This window comes from Neobacillus niacini (assembly GCF_031456445.1).
In the GTDB taxonomy this organism is placed as follows: Bacteria; Bacillota; Bacilli; order Bacillales; family Cytobacillaceae; genus Neobacillus; species Neobacillus niacini_I.
The window spans coordinates 94564-110361 of sequence record NZ_JAVDUQ010000003.1 but is presented as its reverse complement, the minus strand read 5'-3'; the positions used below and the strand labels follow the sequence as shown (position 1 = coordinate 110361).

19 protein-coding genes and 2 pseudogenes are annotated in these 15798 nt (G+C 38.9%); 16 read left to right on the top strand and 5 right to left on the bottom strand.

Annotated elements, in window-relative coordinates:
* The first annotated feature begins 59 nt into the window (after positions 1-59).
* The 4 genes and pseudogenes from J2Y67_RS05260 (at position 60) to J2Y67_RS05245 (ending at position 3338) form a co-directional block, all read left to right on the top strand.
* The gene (locus J2Y67_RS05260; RefSeq protein ID WP_310171461.1) at positions 60-1319 is read left to right on the top strand and encodes a Y-family DNA polymerase; all 1260 of its coding nucleotides are present in this window, start codon (positions 60-62) and stop codon (positions 1317-1319) included.
* Between the two features lie 142 nt (positions 1320-1461).
* Positions 1462-1683: pseudogene (locus J2Y67_RS05255) on the top strand (IS607 family transposase); the annotation flags it as partial.
* Positions 1680-2834, top strand: a pseudogene (locus tag J2Y67_RS05250) (RNA-guided endonuclease InsQ/TnpB family protein). The pseudogenes J2Y67_RS05255 and J2Y67_RS05250, both read left to right, overlap by 4 nt.
* Positions 2835-3002: 168 nt before the next feature.
* Positions 3003-3338 (top strand): YolD-like family protein, encoded by a 336-nt coding sequence (locus tag J2Y67_RS05245; protein WP_310171460.1) that lies wholly within the window; start codon positions 3003-3005, stop codon positions 3336-3338.
* A 50-nt stretch (positions 3339-3388) separates the two neighbouring features.
* Here J2Y67_RS05245 and J2Y67_RS05240 read toward each other — a convergent pair whose 3' ends face one another.
* Positions 3389-3595: a CDGSH iron-sulfur domain-containing protein gene (locus tag J2Y67_RS05240; protein WP_026573371.1), complete on the bottom strand. Its 207-nt coding sequence runs from the start codon at positions 3593-3595 to the stop codon at positions 3389-3391.
* Between the two features lie 122 nt (positions 3596-3717).
* On the opposite strand from J2Y67_RS05240, the gene J2Y67_RS05235 reads away from it, so the two are divergent.
* Positions 3718-4038, top strand: coding sequence for an iron-sulfur cluster biosynthesis family protein (locus J2Y67_RS05235; RefSeq protein ID WP_310171456.1), 321 nt, complete (start codon positions 3718-3720; stop codon positions 4036-4038).
* Between the two features lie 30 nt (positions 4039-4068).
* Here J2Y67_RS05235 and J2Y67_RS05230 read toward each other — a convergent pair whose 3' ends face one another.
* Both J2Y67_RS05230 and J2Y67_RS05225 read right to left on the bottom strand, forming a co-directional pair.
* Positions 4069-4989 carry an alpha/beta hydrolase gene (locus tag J2Y67_RS05230; RefSeq protein ID WP_310171454.1) on the bottom strand — a complete coding sequence of 307 codons (921 nt, stop codon included), beginning with the start codon at positions 4987-4989 and terminating at the stop codon, positions 4069-4071.
* Positions 4990-5083: 94 nt separating this feature from the next.
* Positions 5084-5224 (bottom strand): hypothetical protein, encoded by a 141-nt coding sequence (locus tag J2Y67_RS05225; protein WP_310171450.1) that lies wholly within the window; start codon positions 5222-5224, stop codon positions 5084-5086.
* 192 nt (positions 5225-5416) lie between these two features.
* On the opposite strand from J2Y67_RS05225, the gene J2Y67_RS05220 reads away from it, so the two are divergent.
* Both J2Y67_RS05220 and J2Y67_RS05215 read left to right on the top strand, forming a co-directional pair.
* Positions 5417-6085 carry a 3-oxoacid CoA-transferase subunit B gene (locus J2Y67_RS05220; RefSeq protein WP_310171449.1) on the top strand — a complete coding sequence of 223 codons (669 nt, stop codon included), beginning with the start codon at positions 5417-5419 and terminating at the stop codon, positions 6083-6085.
* Positions 6086-6223: 138 nt separating this feature from the next.
* A complete protein-coding gene (locus J2Y67_RS05215) occupies positions 6224-6466 on the top strand; it encodes a YqkE family protein (RefSeq protein ID WP_310171447.1) in 243 nt (80 codons plus the stop codon).
* Positions 6467-6612: 146 nt separating this feature from the next.
* Here J2Y67_RS05215 and J2Y67_RS05210 read toward each other — a convergent pair whose 3' ends face one another.
* Positions 6613-7524: an aldo/keto reductase gene (locus J2Y67_RS05210; RefSeq protein WP_310171445.1), complete on the bottom strand. Its 912-nt coding sequence runs from the start codon at positions 7522-7524 to the stop codon at positions 6613-6615.
* Between the two features lie 62 nt (positions 7525-7586).
* A complete protein-coding gene (mciZ, locus tag J2Y67_RS05205; RefSeq protein ID WP_310171443.1) occupies positions 7587-7718 on the bottom strand; it encodes a Z-ring formation inhibitor MciZ in 132 nt (43 codons plus the stop codon).
* Positions 7719-7791: 73 nt separating this feature from the next.
* On the opposite strand from mciZ, the gene J2Y67_RS05200 reads away from it, so the two are divergent.
* The 9 genes from J2Y67_RS05200 (at position 7792) to J2Y67_RS05160 (ending at position 15695) form a co-directional block, all read left to right on the top strand.
* Complete coding sequence (locus tag J2Y67_RS05200; protein WP_310171441.1) at positions 7792-8346, top strand: NUDIX hydrolase; 555 nt, start codon at positions 7792-7794, stop codon at positions 8344-8346.
* Positions 8343-9509, top strand: a complete 1167-nt coding sequence (locus tag J2Y67_RS05195; RefSeq protein WP_310171439.1) for an endonuclease Q family protein — start codon at positions 8343-8345, stop codon at positions 9507-9509. Before J2Y67_RS05200 ends, J2Y67_RS05195 begins: the two co-directional genes overlap by 4 nt.
* A 128-nt stretch (positions 9510-9637) precedes the next feature.
* Positions 9638-10285, top strand: coding sequence for a stage II sporulation protein M (spoIIM, locus tag J2Y67_RS05190; protein ID WP_310171438.1), 648 nt, complete (start codon positions 9638-9640; stop codon positions 10283-10285).
* Between the two features lie 108 nt (positions 10286-10393).
* Complete coding sequence (gene fur / locus J2Y67_RS05185) at positions 10394-10864, top strand: ferric iron uptake transcriptional regulator (RefSeq protein WP_310171435.1); 471 nt, start codon at positions 10394-10396, stop codon at positions 10862-10864.
* Between the two features lie 130 nt (positions 10865-10994).
* Entirely contained in the window at positions 10995-11222 is a 228-nt protein-coding gene (locus tag J2Y67_RS05180; RefSeq protein WP_310171433.1) for a YqzK family protein, read from the top strand.
* 6 nt (positions 11223-11228) lie between these two features.
* On the top strand, positions 11229-12122 hold the full coding sequence (gene xerD / locus J2Y67_RS05175) for a site-specific tyrosine recombinase XerD (RefSeq protein WP_310171431.1): 894 nt from the start codon (positions 11229-11231) through the stop codon (positions 12120-12122).
* Positions 12123-12333: 211 nt separating this feature from the next.
* Positions 12334-13518 carry a phosphopentomutase gene (deoB, locus tag J2Y67_RS05170; RefSeq protein WP_310171429.1) on the top strand — a complete coding sequence of 395 codons (1185 nt, stop codon included), beginning with the start codon at positions 12334-12336 and terminating at the stop codon, positions 13516-13518.
* 15 nt (positions 13519-13533) lie between these two features.
* On the top strand, positions 13534-14352 hold the full coding sequence (locus tag J2Y67_RS05165; protein WP_310171427.1) for a purine-nucleoside phosphorylase: 819 nt from the start codon (positions 13534-13536) through the stop codon (positions 14350-14352).
* Between the two features lie 38 nt (positions 14353-14390).
* Entirely contained in the window at positions 14391-15695 is a 1305-nt protein-coding gene (locus J2Y67_RS05160) for a pyrimidine-nucleoside phosphorylase (protein ID WP_310171425.1), read from the top strand.
* Positions 15696-15798: the final 103 nt, after the last annotated feature.

Here is a 15798-nt window from a genome sequence, read left to right as displayed (position 1 = left end):
ATATAGAATATAATATAAAGGAACTAATGTTCGTATTTTGGGCCGTGGAGGGAAGAAGTATGGTCGATTACAGCATAGCACCGCAAAATAAAATTCTATGTGTAGACATGAAGAGTTTCTATGCAAGCTGTTCGGCTGTTATGTACGGGCTTGATCCGCTTGAGTGCTATTTGGTTGTGGCCGGCAATCATGATCGGCAGGGGAGTGTCATCCTTGCCGCCTCACCAAGGATGAAAAAGGAATTTGGTATTAAAACTGGCTCCAGGTTATTCGAGATTCCCAATGATCCGCGGATTCAGGTAGTCGAGCCGAGGATGGCTACCTATTTACGAATTTCCACAGAAATTAGCCGTGTTTTCAATCGCTACGTTCCAAAGGAAGCCATTCATACGTATAGCGTGGATGAAAGTTTTATAAAAGTGGATGGTGTAATCCATCTATGGGGGGATGCTCATACCATTGCCCAAAAAATAAAAAGTGACATTGAGCGAGAGTTCCAGCTGCCATGTGCGGTCGGAATCGGACCGAATATGTTAATGGCGAAGCTTTGTCTTGATTTGGATGCAAAAAAAAAGGGGATTGCTGAATGGACCTATGAAGATGTGCAGACAAAGCTTTGGAGGGTGTCACCGCTTCGAGAAATGTGGGGAATTGGCAGAAGGGTTGAAAAAACGTTAAATGGGATGGGGATTTTTACGGTCGGACAGCTGGCCCGTTATGATTTAGAACAGTTAGAAAAGAAATTCGGCATCATGGGCAACCAGCTTTACTATCATGCTTGGGGCATTGATCTTTCTGAGTTAGGTGCACCGATTGTCGAAGGACAAATCAGCTTTGGAAAAAGCCAAATTCTCTTAAGGGATTATAAAGAGGAAGAGGAAATTAAGCATGTCATTTTAGAAATGTGTGAGGAAGTGGCGCGAAGGACCAGAACGCATCGAAAGGCTGGGAGAACGATTAGTCTTGGAATTGGCTACAGTCAGGATGAATTTGGCGGAGGATTCTACCGCTCAAGGACGATTGCGCAGCCGACCAATGTGACAATGGAGCTTTACCGTGTTTGTCTTGAGTTGTTTCATGAGCACTATAATGGCAAAACCGTAAGGCAGATTTCACTCTCACTTGGCAATATTGTTGATGACAAGGAGCTCCAGCTTGATCTGTTTGACATGGATGCATACAAAAAACGAGATTTGGGTTATGTAGTAGACTCGATTCGCAGCCGCTTTGGAGCAGGTTCTTTATTGCGGGCAGTTTCCTATACGGCTGCAGGAACTGCTAAACATCGAGCCACACTCGTTGGCGGGCATAAGATGTAATAACGAAAAGCGGAAGCGCCTTGGGTAGGCACTTGAGCTAGATCATAATACAGAAAGAAGGAGGGCGTAATAGTTATCAAAATCACAGGAAAATATAGACACTTCAAAGGGAAGAAGATACTATACAGAAGAACAGTACAAGATTATCATTGCTCATAAGGACCGTTTTGTTCGTTTTGGTTATGATTGGTTTGAAAGATTATTAAGCAGAAACAACGTAGAAATTTTTAATGTAAACAATGAAAAAATGTCTCCGCAAGAAGAGCTTGTTCAAGATTTAATTTCTATCATCCATGTCTTTTCTTGTTGTATATACGGATTAAGAAAATATAAGAAAAAGATTAAAGAGGATGATGGAATATGAAAAGAGCATTTAAAACAGAAATTCTTTTAACAGAAGAATAATGTCAAAAAGTCCATCAGACCATTGGTGTTTGCCGCTATGTGTACAATTTGTATCTTTCAACAGCTCAAAGTCATTATCAAGATACAGGCAAGCACTTATCAGGCTTTGATTTTTCTAAATGGTTGAATAATATTCATACAAAACAGACTGATTTCTGGATTAAAGATGTTTCCAGTAAAGCTGTTAAACAGTCTATCATGAATGGAGACAAAGCGTTTAAAAACTTTTTCAAAGGTTTAGCCAAGTTTCCGAAGTTTAAAAAGAAGAAAAAGCAAGATGTAAAAGCATATTTTCCAAAAAACAATCCAACTGATTTATCAGTGGAACGCCATCGGATTAAGATTCCAACTCTGGGTTGGGTGCGTTTAAAAGAATATGGACACATTCCATCCAATGCAAAGGTATATAGTTGTACGGTTTCACAAAAAGCAGACCGTTATTATGTATCGGTTTTGTGTGAAGTCGATTCAAATGAAAATACTCAACTAAATAATAACGGTGGGATTGGCGTTGATGTAGGCATTAAAGTTTTTGCTACATGTAGCCATCATGAAACATTTAAAAATATCAATAAAACACAAAAGGTAAAGAAATTAGAAAATCGTTTAAAACGGCAGCAACGAAAGTTAAGCCGTAGTTTTTTATTAAATAAAAATCGAAAGAGAGGTGAATTCTGCGCTAAAAACAAGCAGAAGCAACTTGTAAAAGTTCAAAAACTGCACGCTAGACTAACCCATATTCGCAAAGAATATGTCCAATCTGTGGTGAATCAGTTGGTGAAAACCAAGCCGGCTTATATCACGATTGAAGATTTAAACGTAAAAGGCATGATGAAAAATCAACATCTATCCAAATCCGTCGCGCAGCAAAATTTTTATTATTTTAAAGAATGGCTCACAGCTAAATGCAGGCAATATGGCATCGAACTAAGAAAAGTAGACCGGTTCTACCCTTCTTCCAAGTTATGTTCCTGCTGCGGTCACAAAAAAGTGAAATTAAGCCTTTCTGAAAGAATTTTTACGTGTGAACATTGCAATGTCGAGTTGGACCGCGATTTTAATGCCAGTTTAAATCTAAAACATGCAACAGAATATACAGTTTTAACTTAACTAAACTGTATATGTATACGGTCGGCTAGATCGGAATTGACGCCTGTGGAGTGTTATATCAATTGTAGTAGCGGGCATTTGGCGAGACAGGACACGTAGAAGCAGGAAATTGTCTAGCATAGATGAATATATGAGTATATTTATCTGTGTTTTTAGTAGCAGAAGCGGATGATTCGTGACCGTGGAAGAATCAAATGGACATCGATGATGCTTCCCGAGCATGTTAAATTGCTGAGGGATTGGGTAAAGGAAGACGGATATGAAAATAGAAAAGAAATGGATGAGCAGCAGCTTGAGTTAATGAATGAAATCCTGCTTGAGTCAATTGAGTTTGATCAGTTTGTTACGATTACCTATTTTCGGAATCGCAACTATGAAATTGTTATCGGAAAAATCCATTACTGGGACGAAATGACCCAAAAGCTCCATGTCGTTGACCGTTTTGAAGGAGCACATCGTATCCCCCTTCGCGAAATTGCAGACATCCGGTTGACCGATGTGTAGTTTAAGCGAAATAAAAAAGAGCGGCTGATGATGACAACCGCTCTTAATAATTAATCTTCTTGAGGAACCCGAACCTGGGATTCGAAATTACCTTTATGTGATCCGTCACAAAAAGGTTTATTTTTCGATAACCCACAGCGGCAGAGGGAAAAGGATGGCTTTGTTGTATAAACATTTCCTGAACCGTCGATTAATTCCACATCACCTGTAATTCGATAGGACCCGTTATCATTTACTTTGATTTGAACTTTTGACATTCCCAACACTCCCTAAGAAATATTTATTATATTTGTAACTTGAAAAACCTTAGGCAGAAAAATAAGCGCTTAAAAAAACATATGATACAATCATCATATGTCAATAAAGGGGGCTTTTAAACATGAAAATAGAAATTACCTTAGCGGCTGCTGAAAAAATAAAGACGAGAACAGAAGGCCGCGGGGGCTATTTAAAGCTAAAATATGATACAGACGGCTGCGGTTGTGCGGTAAATGGGGTAGCAGCATTGTGGTTTGTACCAGAATTGGATGAGAACGACATTCAGATTGAAACGAATGATGTACCGATTTATATCGAAAAAGCAAAAGCCGTTTTCTTTGATGAACAAATGAAAATTGATTTTTCAACTGTATCAAATTGCTTTCAATTAAAAAGCCCACAGCAAATTTTAAACGGTCATATGAGCCTTATCGTCAAATAAAAAACAGGCTGTTCCGATTGGACAGTCTGTTTATTGAGAAAGTTCCGGATTTACATATTTTTGCAAAAACTCATCAATCACTTTTTCGTAATCAGCTCGGTTTTCATTAAATGATTGGGCATGCCGCCCTTTTTCAGCAATATAGAGCATTTTTGGCCCTTTTTTATGTTCAAATAAATCTTGTGTCATCGAGGGTAAAATATAATCATCCTTACGGCTATGAATGAACAAGACTGGATGTTGAATATTTTCAATAACCGATATGGGCGAGACATTAAGGATTGAATATTTATCCCGAAAACGTAATATAAGGTCTCCAATCGGTAATAAAATTCCAGGAAAAAGCTTAAAGTCCTTTTTAATCAAATAAGCAAGCTGAGCCCTGAAATCGGAAAATGGACAGTCGGCGATGTAAAAATCAGCGCCATCCTCAAGCATTCCTGCATACAACAGCATTGTTGCAGCTCCCATTGATTCACCGTGAATTCCCAGCAAAAGATTCGTTCCTTTTTCTTCTTTCAGCCAGTCAACGACGGCTTTTAAATCAAATTTTTCATAATAACCGAAGCTCGTGGTTCTTCCCCCAGATTCCCCATGGCGCCGATGATCATAAATCAGCACATTAAAACCGCGCTCAAGGAACAGATTCATATATTTGATCGAATTGATTTTCGTTTCGGTTACACCATGCGAAATAATAATATAGCGGTCTGTTTGGTGCGGTTCAACAAGAACAGCTTTAATTTCATAACCAAAGGGTGAAGGAATCTCGATTTTCCGTTTTGGCAGTGTTTTTAATTGCGCAGGATTAAATCTTCCAGCTTCTTTTTCTCGCTTTAAAATAAATTCCTCATCCTTTTTTTTCATATACATCAGCCGGTTGGTAAAATAAATTGCAAGCGCCAACCAAAAAAATAATAAAATAAACAAGGTCCGAAATGCCTTTTTCACGCGCGGCACCTCCTGAGTGTTTCAAACAAAATTTCCTATTAGCGCTATATTAACATAAAAAAAGCCGCAAATTCCATTCGCGGCTTTCACTATTTTATTGTTCTGCATTCTGTCTTTTCGTCGGATGGGTTGCTTTTTCTACTTCTTCAGCAGCCATCATCCTTTGCCCGCCGCCTGCTGAATCTGCATAGTTTTTTCCCTTTTGGCTGTTTCCTTTTTCTCGTTTTTGGCTCATCATTGGTACTCCCTTCAAGATGGTTTCACCATATAAGATGCATGAATGGGAGTATGATTATTCATAAAAAGTCGAGATTCAATGATTGTTGCTTACTGAGATAAATTCAGCATCATTTTCCTTTTCCAACATTCATACTTTCATTGTAGGGAGTTAAATTTAATTGGCGGGGTCAAGAAGGGGGAGAGGCAAATGGAAAATGGAAGGGTCTCTGTCAGGGAAAGAATTGCGATCAGGGCGGAGAGGGAAATCGAAAACGGCTTTTACGTCAACTTAGGAATTGGCATGCCAACTCTTGTAGCCAACTTTATGTCAGAAAACAAACAAGTGGTCCTGCAATCGGAAAACGGTCTGCTTGGAATTGGACCGTATCCAAGGGAGGAAGAGGTCGATGCGGATTTAATCAATGCTGGAAAAGAGACGGTAACGGCTATAAGCGGTGCTGCTTATTTTGATAGTGCTGAATCATTTGCGATGATTCGCGGCGGTCATATAAATCTGGCCATCCTTGGGGGAATGGAAGTTTCTGAAACCGGAGATCTAGCAAACTGGATTATTCCCGGAAAAATGATTAAGGGCATGGGAGGGGCAATGGATCTTGTCCATGGGGCACAAAAAATCATTGTCATTATGGAGCATGTTAATAAACGCGGTGAATCAAAAATTTTAAAGAAATGCACCCTTCCCTTAACAGGAAAAGGTGTTGTCAATCGTATTATCACAGAGAGGGCTGTAATGGATGTGACCGATTCAGGATTAAAGCTTGTTGAAGTGGCAAAAGGATTCACGGTTGAAGAGGTTGTAAATTCAACAGAGGCAGCTTTAATGGTGGATGGGAATGTGTTACTTGAGGCTTATTAAGGAAAAGAAAGCAGGCTATTAGTAGGGAGGGGGGGATTTCCAATTTCCTGCCTATTTTTTTGAGGTAAATCTAAAGCTGTTTTATTGCATCAAGTGGTATAATAGTGGCAAATTCGTTATGAAGGGGGAGGCCTAACCGTGAAAAAGCAACCGAAACAAAAACCGAAAAAAGATGAATCCGTTGTTACGTTGAAGGATATGATGGATCCTAATTTACTAAAGCAGCTTAAAAAGCAGCAAGAGCAGCTAAAAGCTGAGGAAGAGAACAGAAGAGCGGAAGAGGAGTTTAAAAAACGGGAAGAAAGAAGATTAAAAGAAAAGAACAAATCCTTTGAAGAACTGTTAAATGATAGCGGTATGAACTGGAAGGATTTTAAATAGGGTTCTTAGAGTGTGAAGAGAGGGAAAAGGTCTTTGAAAATGGCTTAAGGACAAAATTCGGATGAGGCACGAAATGTCCTTCACATCCATCAAAACTATTACCCACCCACAAATAACCCACTGGATAACGCCCAGTGGGTTTACTTTTACCGATGGTCCTGATAAAAGCTTGCCTTTGTCAGCTTTTTAATAACGGTTATCTCCTCATTTGACAACGGCTGGCTTCTTACCGCAGCGGCATTCCTCCTTACCTGTTCCGGACTGCTTGCTCCAGCTATAACAGAAGCAACCACTGGGTTTGCTAGATTATATTGTAATGCAACTTCTGTAAAGGAACGTCCTAAAGCAACCTTTTCTTTCAAAAACGGCAACACTTCTTGCAACTCTTGCAAGCTATAGTCTAAATAGCCTTTTTCCGAGGCTTTTTCAAGCATTTGATCACTAAGAAGTCCTTTGGCAAGAGGACCACGGGTAACAACACTAATCCCATGCTCAGCAAGCAGCGGTAATACCTCTTCTTCAGGCCGACGGTCCAAAATACTGTATTGCATCATCACAGACACCATTTTAGATATCCTTACATATTCACGAATGACATTTGGGCGAATCGATGAAATTCCATAATAGCGGATATAGCCTTCAGCTTTTAACTCTTCAAATGCATCAATTGTCTCCTCAATTGGATCCTCAATGGTGCCGCCATGAAGTTGGTAAAGATCAATATAGTCAGTACCAAGTCGTTTCAAACTGTTTTTTACTTCTTCCTTTATGTAAAACTTGGATGGGTCCCAAGACCAGCTGGATCGGTTCTCACTCCAGCGATTGCCTACTTTTGTAGCAAGAATCACCTTTTCTCTGATAGGCTTCAAAGCAGTGCCGACTAGTTTTTCATTTACCCCAAAATCATATAAATCAGCGGTATCGAAGTAGTTAATACCCTCATCCAAAGCAGTATCGATAATATAGCGGGCTGCTTTTTCATCGGTGCCGAGGGACATACAGCCCAAACCTAATTCGGTAACAAATAAATCAGAATTTCCTAATTTTCTTTTTTTCAAAAAATCACCCCGTTCTTTCCTACAATTTTATAAAAGAACTGGGGAGACTACAAACGGAACGATTACTTTTGCGAAACAACCTTCATCCAGTCAACAACATAAACGAATTCCTTATTATATTCCTTAAGCTTTTGTAATACCTCCCAGCCTTTACCAACAAGGATTACACCCTTTTCGTGTACATACACCTTCATCCCATACCCCTCCAAATAAAGTATGGTAAAATGTATGAGCGAAGATTAGCGGATTAGAACAGGAGTGACAATAATGAGCAATCTTGAAGAAAAAACAATTCATAGTGAAGAAATTTTTTCTGGAAAGGTCGTCAGCCTGCAGATACAAGAGGTTGAACTTCCAAACGGGAAAAAATCAAAACGAGAAATTATCAAACACCCTGGTGCAGTGGCAATCATCGCCATCACTAATGAAAATAAAATTGTTATGGTGGAGCAATACCGAAAAGCTTTAGATAGAACAATTGTTGAAATTCCTGCGGGAAAGCTTGAGAAGGGAGAAGATCCAGCCCTTTGTGCCCACCGGGAGCTTGAGGAAGAGACTAGCTATGTATGTGAAAGCCTTAAACTGCTGACCTCTTTTTATACATCGCCAGGTTTTGCCGATGAAATTATTCATGTTTATCTGGCAAAAGGACTTACGAAAAAAGAGAATTCAGCCGCTCTTGATGAAGATGAATTTGTAAATATTGAAGAATTGACTCTGGATGAGGCCATTCAATATATGAAAGACCAAAAAATCTATGATGCCAAAACAATTTATGCTATTCAATATTTGCAATTACAAGAGGCTTTAGCAAAAAAATGAGAAATTACTATGTAGATTTACATATTCATATTGGCAGAACTTGGACCGGTAAGCCTGTTAAAATTACCGGTGCCAAATCGTTAACCTTTACAAATATCATTGAACATGCAAGACATGAAAAGGGGCTAAATATGGTGGGGATTATTGACAGCCATTCCCCGGAGGTTATTTTAGAGATGGAAAGCCTCATCCAAAGCGGAGATCTTCACGAGCATCCTGATGGTGGTTTAATTTTTGGAGATTTAACGGTGATTCCTGGGTCAGAGTTGGAAATTTATGATGAGGGGTGCAATGGACCAATCCATATACTTGGCTTTTTTCCAACCTTAGCCATTATGAAGGAATTCTCCTCATGGCTCTCAAAGAACCTTAAAAATATTCAGCTAAGTTCACAACGGGTATATGTAACGGGTGCGGAGTTGCAAAAAAAGATTAAAGACTTAGGCGGGATTTTCATCCCGGCACATGTTTTTACTCCATTCAAAAGCTTATATGGGAAAGGAGTGAATCGTTCTTTAACAGAGGTTTTTGACCCAAACCTAATTGATGGGATTGAGCTTGGTTTAAGTTCAGATACCGACATGGCCGATCAAATTGAGGAAATTCACAAATATACTTTTGTGACGAATTCGGATGCGCATTCCCTCGCAAAAATTGCCCGAGAGTACCAAATCATTTCCATGGAAGAACCAACCTTCAAGGAATTGCAAAAAGCATTGAATAGTGAAGGCGGTCGCGGAATTGTTGCCAATTATGGGCTTGACCCGCTCCTTGGCAAATACCACAAAACTGTTTGTGCAGAATGCTTACATCCAGCAAACGAAGACGATCAAATTTGTACACTCTGCGGTAATAAAAAAATCATTAAAGGCGTGGCTGACAGGATTTTAGAATTAAAAACAGCTGAGGCTGGCCCTGCAAACAGGCCGCCATATGTTCACCAGGTACCACTGGAGTTCATTCCAGGACTGGGACCAAAACTGCTCGGAAAACTTGTCAATCATTTTGGCAGTGAAATGGCAATTTTGCATGAAGTTCCGGCTAAAAGCTTAAAAGAAGTGGTTCCACCCAAAATAGCTGAACTAATTATGAAAGCGAGAGAAGGAAAAATTAATCTATCTGCAGGCGGCGGCGGAAAATACGGAAAAATTGCGGATCAATAATATTAGTTTAAGGGTCTGACCCCCAGGGTCAGACCCTTTCTTCTATACTCTATTAAAATTTTCGTCATAGAAAAAATAGATAAGCATAGTATGTAATAACTGATTGTCCGAATAGGGAGGAAACGCAAATGAAGAAACGATTGTACCAGTCCGATGCCGCCAGTTATTTCCGTGAGCATTCCTCGATTTTTTTATTTGTCATCGTATTATTTTTGATGGGTGTTATTTTTGGAGCAATTGTGGTAAATAGCATGGGAATCACGCAAAAGGAAGATTTATTCTACTATTTGTCACAATTTTTCGGTCAGATTTCAAATGGAAAAGTAGCTGAAACGAATGACTTGTTTTTCCAAAGTCTCTTTCATAACAGCAAATTTATCGGACTTATGTGGATCTTGGGAATTTCCATCATCGGTTTACCAATTATTCTTATTCTTTTATTTTTAAAAGGGATGGTAGTTGGTTTTACTGTTGGTTTTTTGGTCAGCCAAATGCACTGGAATGGATTTTTGCTTGCATTTGTATCCATTCTGCCGCAAAATTTAATTATCATTCCGGTATTTATCATCATGGCTGCATTTTCAGTTATTTTTTCAATCCGAATGATTAAAAAGCAGTTTTTAAAAAAGTATGGACAGCCGATTATGCCATTTTTTAAACGTTATATTTTTGCTCTGCTGGCAGCCGTTATTTTCATTACCGCTGCTTCAGGGATTGAAGCCTATTTGTCACCATGGTTAATGAAAACAATCATTAGTTCAACTAATTTAAAATGATTATATAATAATAATATTTATAAAGACTTGTTTATAATGATTTTATTTTGAATCTCTTTTCCCATCTGTTATAATGAGAATTAACAGTGGCGAGGGAGGGACTTCGGGATGGAAACTAGACTAGAAAGAATAAAAAAACAGTTGCACTCATCGAGCTACAAGTTGACACCTCAACGAGAAGCAACTGTTCGAGTTTTACTTGAAAATGAAGAGGATCATTTGAGTGCGGAAGATGTATACCTCCTCGTTAAAGAAAAATCGCCGGAAATTGGCTTAGCAACTGTTTATCGAACTTTGGAACTTCTAACTGAATTAAAAATAGTCGATAAAATTAATTTTGGTGATGGAGTATCACGTTATGACCTTCGTCAGGAGGGGGCGGCACACTTTCATCACCATCTTGTATGTATTGAGTGTGGTGCGGTGGATGAAATTCAGGAGGATCTTCTTGAAGATGTAGAAGAAACGGTTGAACGCAGATGGAATTTTAAAATTAAAGATCATCGGCTCACCTTTCATGGCATTTGCTATCGCTGCCAAGACAAAAAAGCGGAACAGGAAAAAACAGAACAAGAATAAACGAGTCCTTTTACATAAAAGGGCTTTTTCTATTTAAAATAAATTTCCCTATTTATAGCTTGTAAGGTATAAAACTTGTACAATTTGGCATACCTTTTAGTATTATGAAGCAATTTGGGGGAAGAAGAGAATGGTTTCTTTTATAAAAATCGCACTTCAAACCATAAAGGTTTTTATCATTTTTACTGGATGCACGATTCTCTTTTATTATGGTATCATGTGGGTAAGTCAAGAATATCAAAATTACCATCGCTATGATACGCCGGAGGGTGCTGCGTTAAAGGTATCCAGTGAGGTAAAGAGCGAAAATCCCAGCTGGTTAAACCGGTTGATCTTGTTTTATTTAAATGGGGAGTAAAAGATAATGGGAGACCAATTAAGAGATTTTTTAGAATTTTTAATAGTAGGTAAGGGCTTGGCCCAAAATACGATTATGTCCTATGAACGAGATTTAAAGAGTTATATCCGCTTTTTACAAAATGTTGAAAGGATATCCTCCTTTAACCTTGTTCAGCGTGTGCATATTGTACAATTTCTCAGTTTTTTAAAAGAACAAGGGAAGTCATCGAAAACTATTGCGAGACACATTGCCTCTGTCAGAGCTTTGCATCAATTTCTATTAAGGGAAAAAGCAACCGAACAAGATCCCTCTGTCCTAATCGAAACCCCAAAATTAGAAAGGTCGCTTCCAAAAGTATTAAGTCTGAGGGAAGTAGAAATATTGCTGGATTCACCAAAGGAAAATAATCATTTTGGAATAAGAGATAAAGCCATGATTGAACTCCTCTATGCAACGGGAATCCGTGTCAGTGAACTGATTAGTTTTGATATTGAGAATGTTCATTTAACCATGGGATTTGTTCGATGCATTGGAAAAGGTAATAAAGAACGAATCATTCCAATCGGCAGAACAGCTGCAGAAGCTATTAATCGCTACTTAGAGCATGGAAGGCCGCATTTTGTTACAAAAAAACATCATGATAATGCATTATTCTTAAACCATCAAGGGAAACGGTTAACACGACAAGGATTTTGGAAAATATTAAAAAAGCTTACAACAGAAGCGGGAATCGAGAAAGAGTTAACCCCTCATACACTTAGGCATTCCTTTGCAACACACCTGCTTGAAAATGGTGCAGACTTAAGAGCGGTGCAGGAAATGCTGGGACATGCAGATATATCCACAACACAAATATATACACATGTAAGTAAAACGAGATTAAAAGATGTTTATAGTAAATTCTTTCCTCGTGCTTAATAGAATCATAGTTTTCATGTTCAAAAAACTGTCTAAAATTAAGGCAGTTTTTTTTCTTGTATTTTCCTAATCTTTTAGTAAAATAGAGATGTCAGACTTCTGACAAATGAATGTGCTTTCATGGTTAATTAGGATTAAAAAGGGTAACATATCGTTGCATAATATTTTTTTCTTAGTGGAACCGTTATCATGAAACAAGGAGGAAAATCGAATGACTGAAAATATATATAAACGAATATTTTTGATCGTAATGGACTCAGTAGGAATTGGCGAAGCACCTGATGCTGAGCGGTTTGGTGACAAAGGGGCTGATACTTTTGGGCATATTGCGGAGAAAATGAACGGTCTTCATATGCCAAACATGGCTAAGTTAGGATTAAGTAATATTCGTGAAATCAAAGGAATCCAAAAAGCAGCACAACCACTTGCATTTTATACCAAGATGATGGAAGCCTCTAACGGCAAGGATACGATGACAGGACATTGGGAAATCATGGGATTAAATATTCAAACTCCTTTCCGTGTATTCCCTGAAGGCTTTCCTGAAGAACTTGTTTCAGAATTAGAAAGACGAACTGGAAGAAAGGTAATTGGGAATAAACCTGCAAGCGGCACGGAAATTTTAGTTGAGCTTGGGGAAGAGCATGTGAAAACGGGCGCAATAATCGTTTATACCTCCGCTGATTCCGTGCTTCAAATAGCTGCCCATGAAGAAGTGGTACCTCTTGAGGAATTGTATAGAATTTGTAAAATTGCCCGCGAATTAACGCTAGATGAAAAGTATATGGTTGGCCGGGTTATTGCTCGTCCATTTGTAGGCGAGCCGGGAAATTTTAAACGTACAGCCAATCGTCATGACTATGCATTAAAACCATTTGATCGAACCGTTATGAGTGAGTTAAAAGACGCTGGTTTTGATGTTATTGCGATTGGAAAAATTTCTGATATCTATGACGGGGAGGGAGTAACACAATCCCTAAGGACTGTTTCAAATATGGATGGAATGGATAAGTTACTTCAAACCCTGGATATGGACTTTACCGGGATTAGTTTTTTAAATTTAGTTGATTTTGATGCTCTTTATGGACACCGCCGCGACCCTGAAGGATATGGCAAAGCATTAGAGGAATATGATGCTCGTTTACCTGAAATGTTTGCGAAAATGAAAGAGGACGATTTGCTGATTATTACAGCAGACCACGGAAATGATCCAACAGCGCCGGGAACAGACCATACAAGAGAATATGTCCCATTACTTGTTTACTCTAAGACAATGGAACAAGGAAAAGAGCTTCCATTAAGAGAAACATTTGCAGATATTGGGGCTACTGTTGCCGAAAACTTTCATGTGAAAATGCCGAATTACGGTAAGAGCTTTTTAAGTGAATTGAAATAGAAGGGGGAATGGAAAATGAATTTCGAAAAAATTCAAAATGCGGCAGAATTTTTAAAAGGGAAATATTCAAAAACTCCAAAAATCGGTCTGATTTTGGGCTCAGGTCTTGGTGTACTAGCAGATGAAATCATTGATCCTGTAAAAATACCCTATCATGAGATACCGGAATTCCCTGTTTCGACGGTTGAGGGCCATGCTGGACAATTAGTTTTTGGTTCCCTAAGTGGTGCAGAAGTTGTCGCTATGCAGGGACGCTTTCATTTTTATGAAGGATACAGCATGGATAAAGTGACATTTCCAGTGAGAGTAATGAAAGAATTGGGAGTTGAAATGCTGATTGTGACAAATGCCGCGGGCGGTGTGAATGAAAGCTTCTCCCCTGGAGATTTAATGATTATTACGGATCATATCAATTTCATGGGAACAAATCCGTTAATTGGTCCAAATGACTCCAATCTTGGCGTTCGTTTCCCGGATATGTCTGAAGCCTACACGAAAGAATTACGGTCGATTGCGAAAGAAATTGCCGGAAGCATTAACATCGAGGTCAAAGAAGGTGTTTATGTTGGTTTTACAGGTCCTGTTTATGAAACCCCTGCAGAAATAAGAATGGCCAGAGTGCTTGGTGGTGATGCGGTAGGAATGTCGACAGTCCCAGAGGTAATTGTGGCACGACACGGCGGCTTAAAGGTTTTAGGAATATCCTGTATCACAAATATGGCAGCCGGTATTTTAGATCAGCCATTAAGCCATGATGAAGTGATTGAAACGACCGAAAAGGTAAAAGCAAACTTTCTTTCCTATATAAAAGAAATTGTGAAAAGGATCGCTTAATTTTTTGTATTTTTAAACTAGTAAAGTGGTGATAAATAATGAGAATGGTTGACTTAATTGAAAAAAAACGCGATGGGCATGAATTATCAACAGAAGAAATTAAATTTATCATTAATGGCTATACAGACGGCTCTATTCCCGATTATCAAATAAGTGCATGGACAATGGCCATCTTTTTTCAAGGAATGACTGAAAAAGAACGAGCGGATTTAACAATGGCTATGGTAGAATCCGGTGATCAAATTGATTTATCAAAAATCGAAGGAATTAAAGTGGATAAACACTCGACCGGCGGTGTAGGCGACACCACCACTCTTGTCCTCGGTCCGCTTGTTGCTGCCCTCGGAGTACCGGTTGCGAAAATGTCCGGGCGCGGTCTTGGTCATACAGGAGGAACCATTGATAAATTAGAGGCAGTAAAAGGATTCCATGTGGAAATTGAAAACGAAGAATTCATTGATCTCGTCAATAATAATAAAATTGCGGTTATCGGTCAAAGTGGAAATCTGACGCCTGCTGATAAAAAGCTCTATGCTCTTAGAGATGTTACGTCCACTGTTGACAGCATTCCCCTTATTGCAAGTTCAATTATGAGTAAAAAGATAGCAGCGGGTGCAGACGCGATTGTCCTTGACGTAAAAACAGGTGCCGGTGCGTTCATGAAAACATTGGATGATTCCAGAGAATTGGCTAAAGCAATGGTTCGGATTGGAAACAATGTCGGCAGAAGAACCATGGCGGTTATTTCAGATATGAGCCAGCCGCTTGGATTTGCCATTGGGAACGCCCTTGAAGTAAAAGAAGCCATTGATACGTTAAAAGGGGAAGGTCCTGATGATTTAACAGAGCTTTGCTTAACACTTGGAAGTCATATGGTTTATTTGGCCGAAAAGGCGGAATCCTTGGCAGAAGCCCGTAAAATGCTTGAAAACGTGATAAAAAATGGGGAAGCGCTTGAAAAATTAAAAACCTTCTTAAGCTCACAAGGCGGAGATGCTTCCGTTGTTGACGATCCTTCCAAATTGCCTCAGGCAAAATTCATCTTTGAATTGGAAGCGAAAGAAGATGGATATGTATCTGAAATTATTGCTGATGAAGTTGGAACTGCAGCAATGCTTTTAGGTGCGGGCAGAGCAACAAAGGAATCTATAATTGATTTAGCGGTTGGTCTTGTCTTAAGGAAAAAAATCGGTGACCAAGTGAAACAAGGTGAATCATTGGTCACAATTTATAGCAATTTTGAAGATATTCGTGAAGTGAAAGAAAAACTTTATGAAAATATTAAGGTTTCCACTTCAATAATAGAAGCGCCAATCTTGATTCACGAAGAGATTACTGAATAATGCATTGCTTGCAAAGTCCGGGTGGGAAACCTGGTCTTTTTTTGTTGGCCGATAGGAAAGTATAACTTTCCTGTTGTTTTCTTTATATTTGCAGGAAATTACT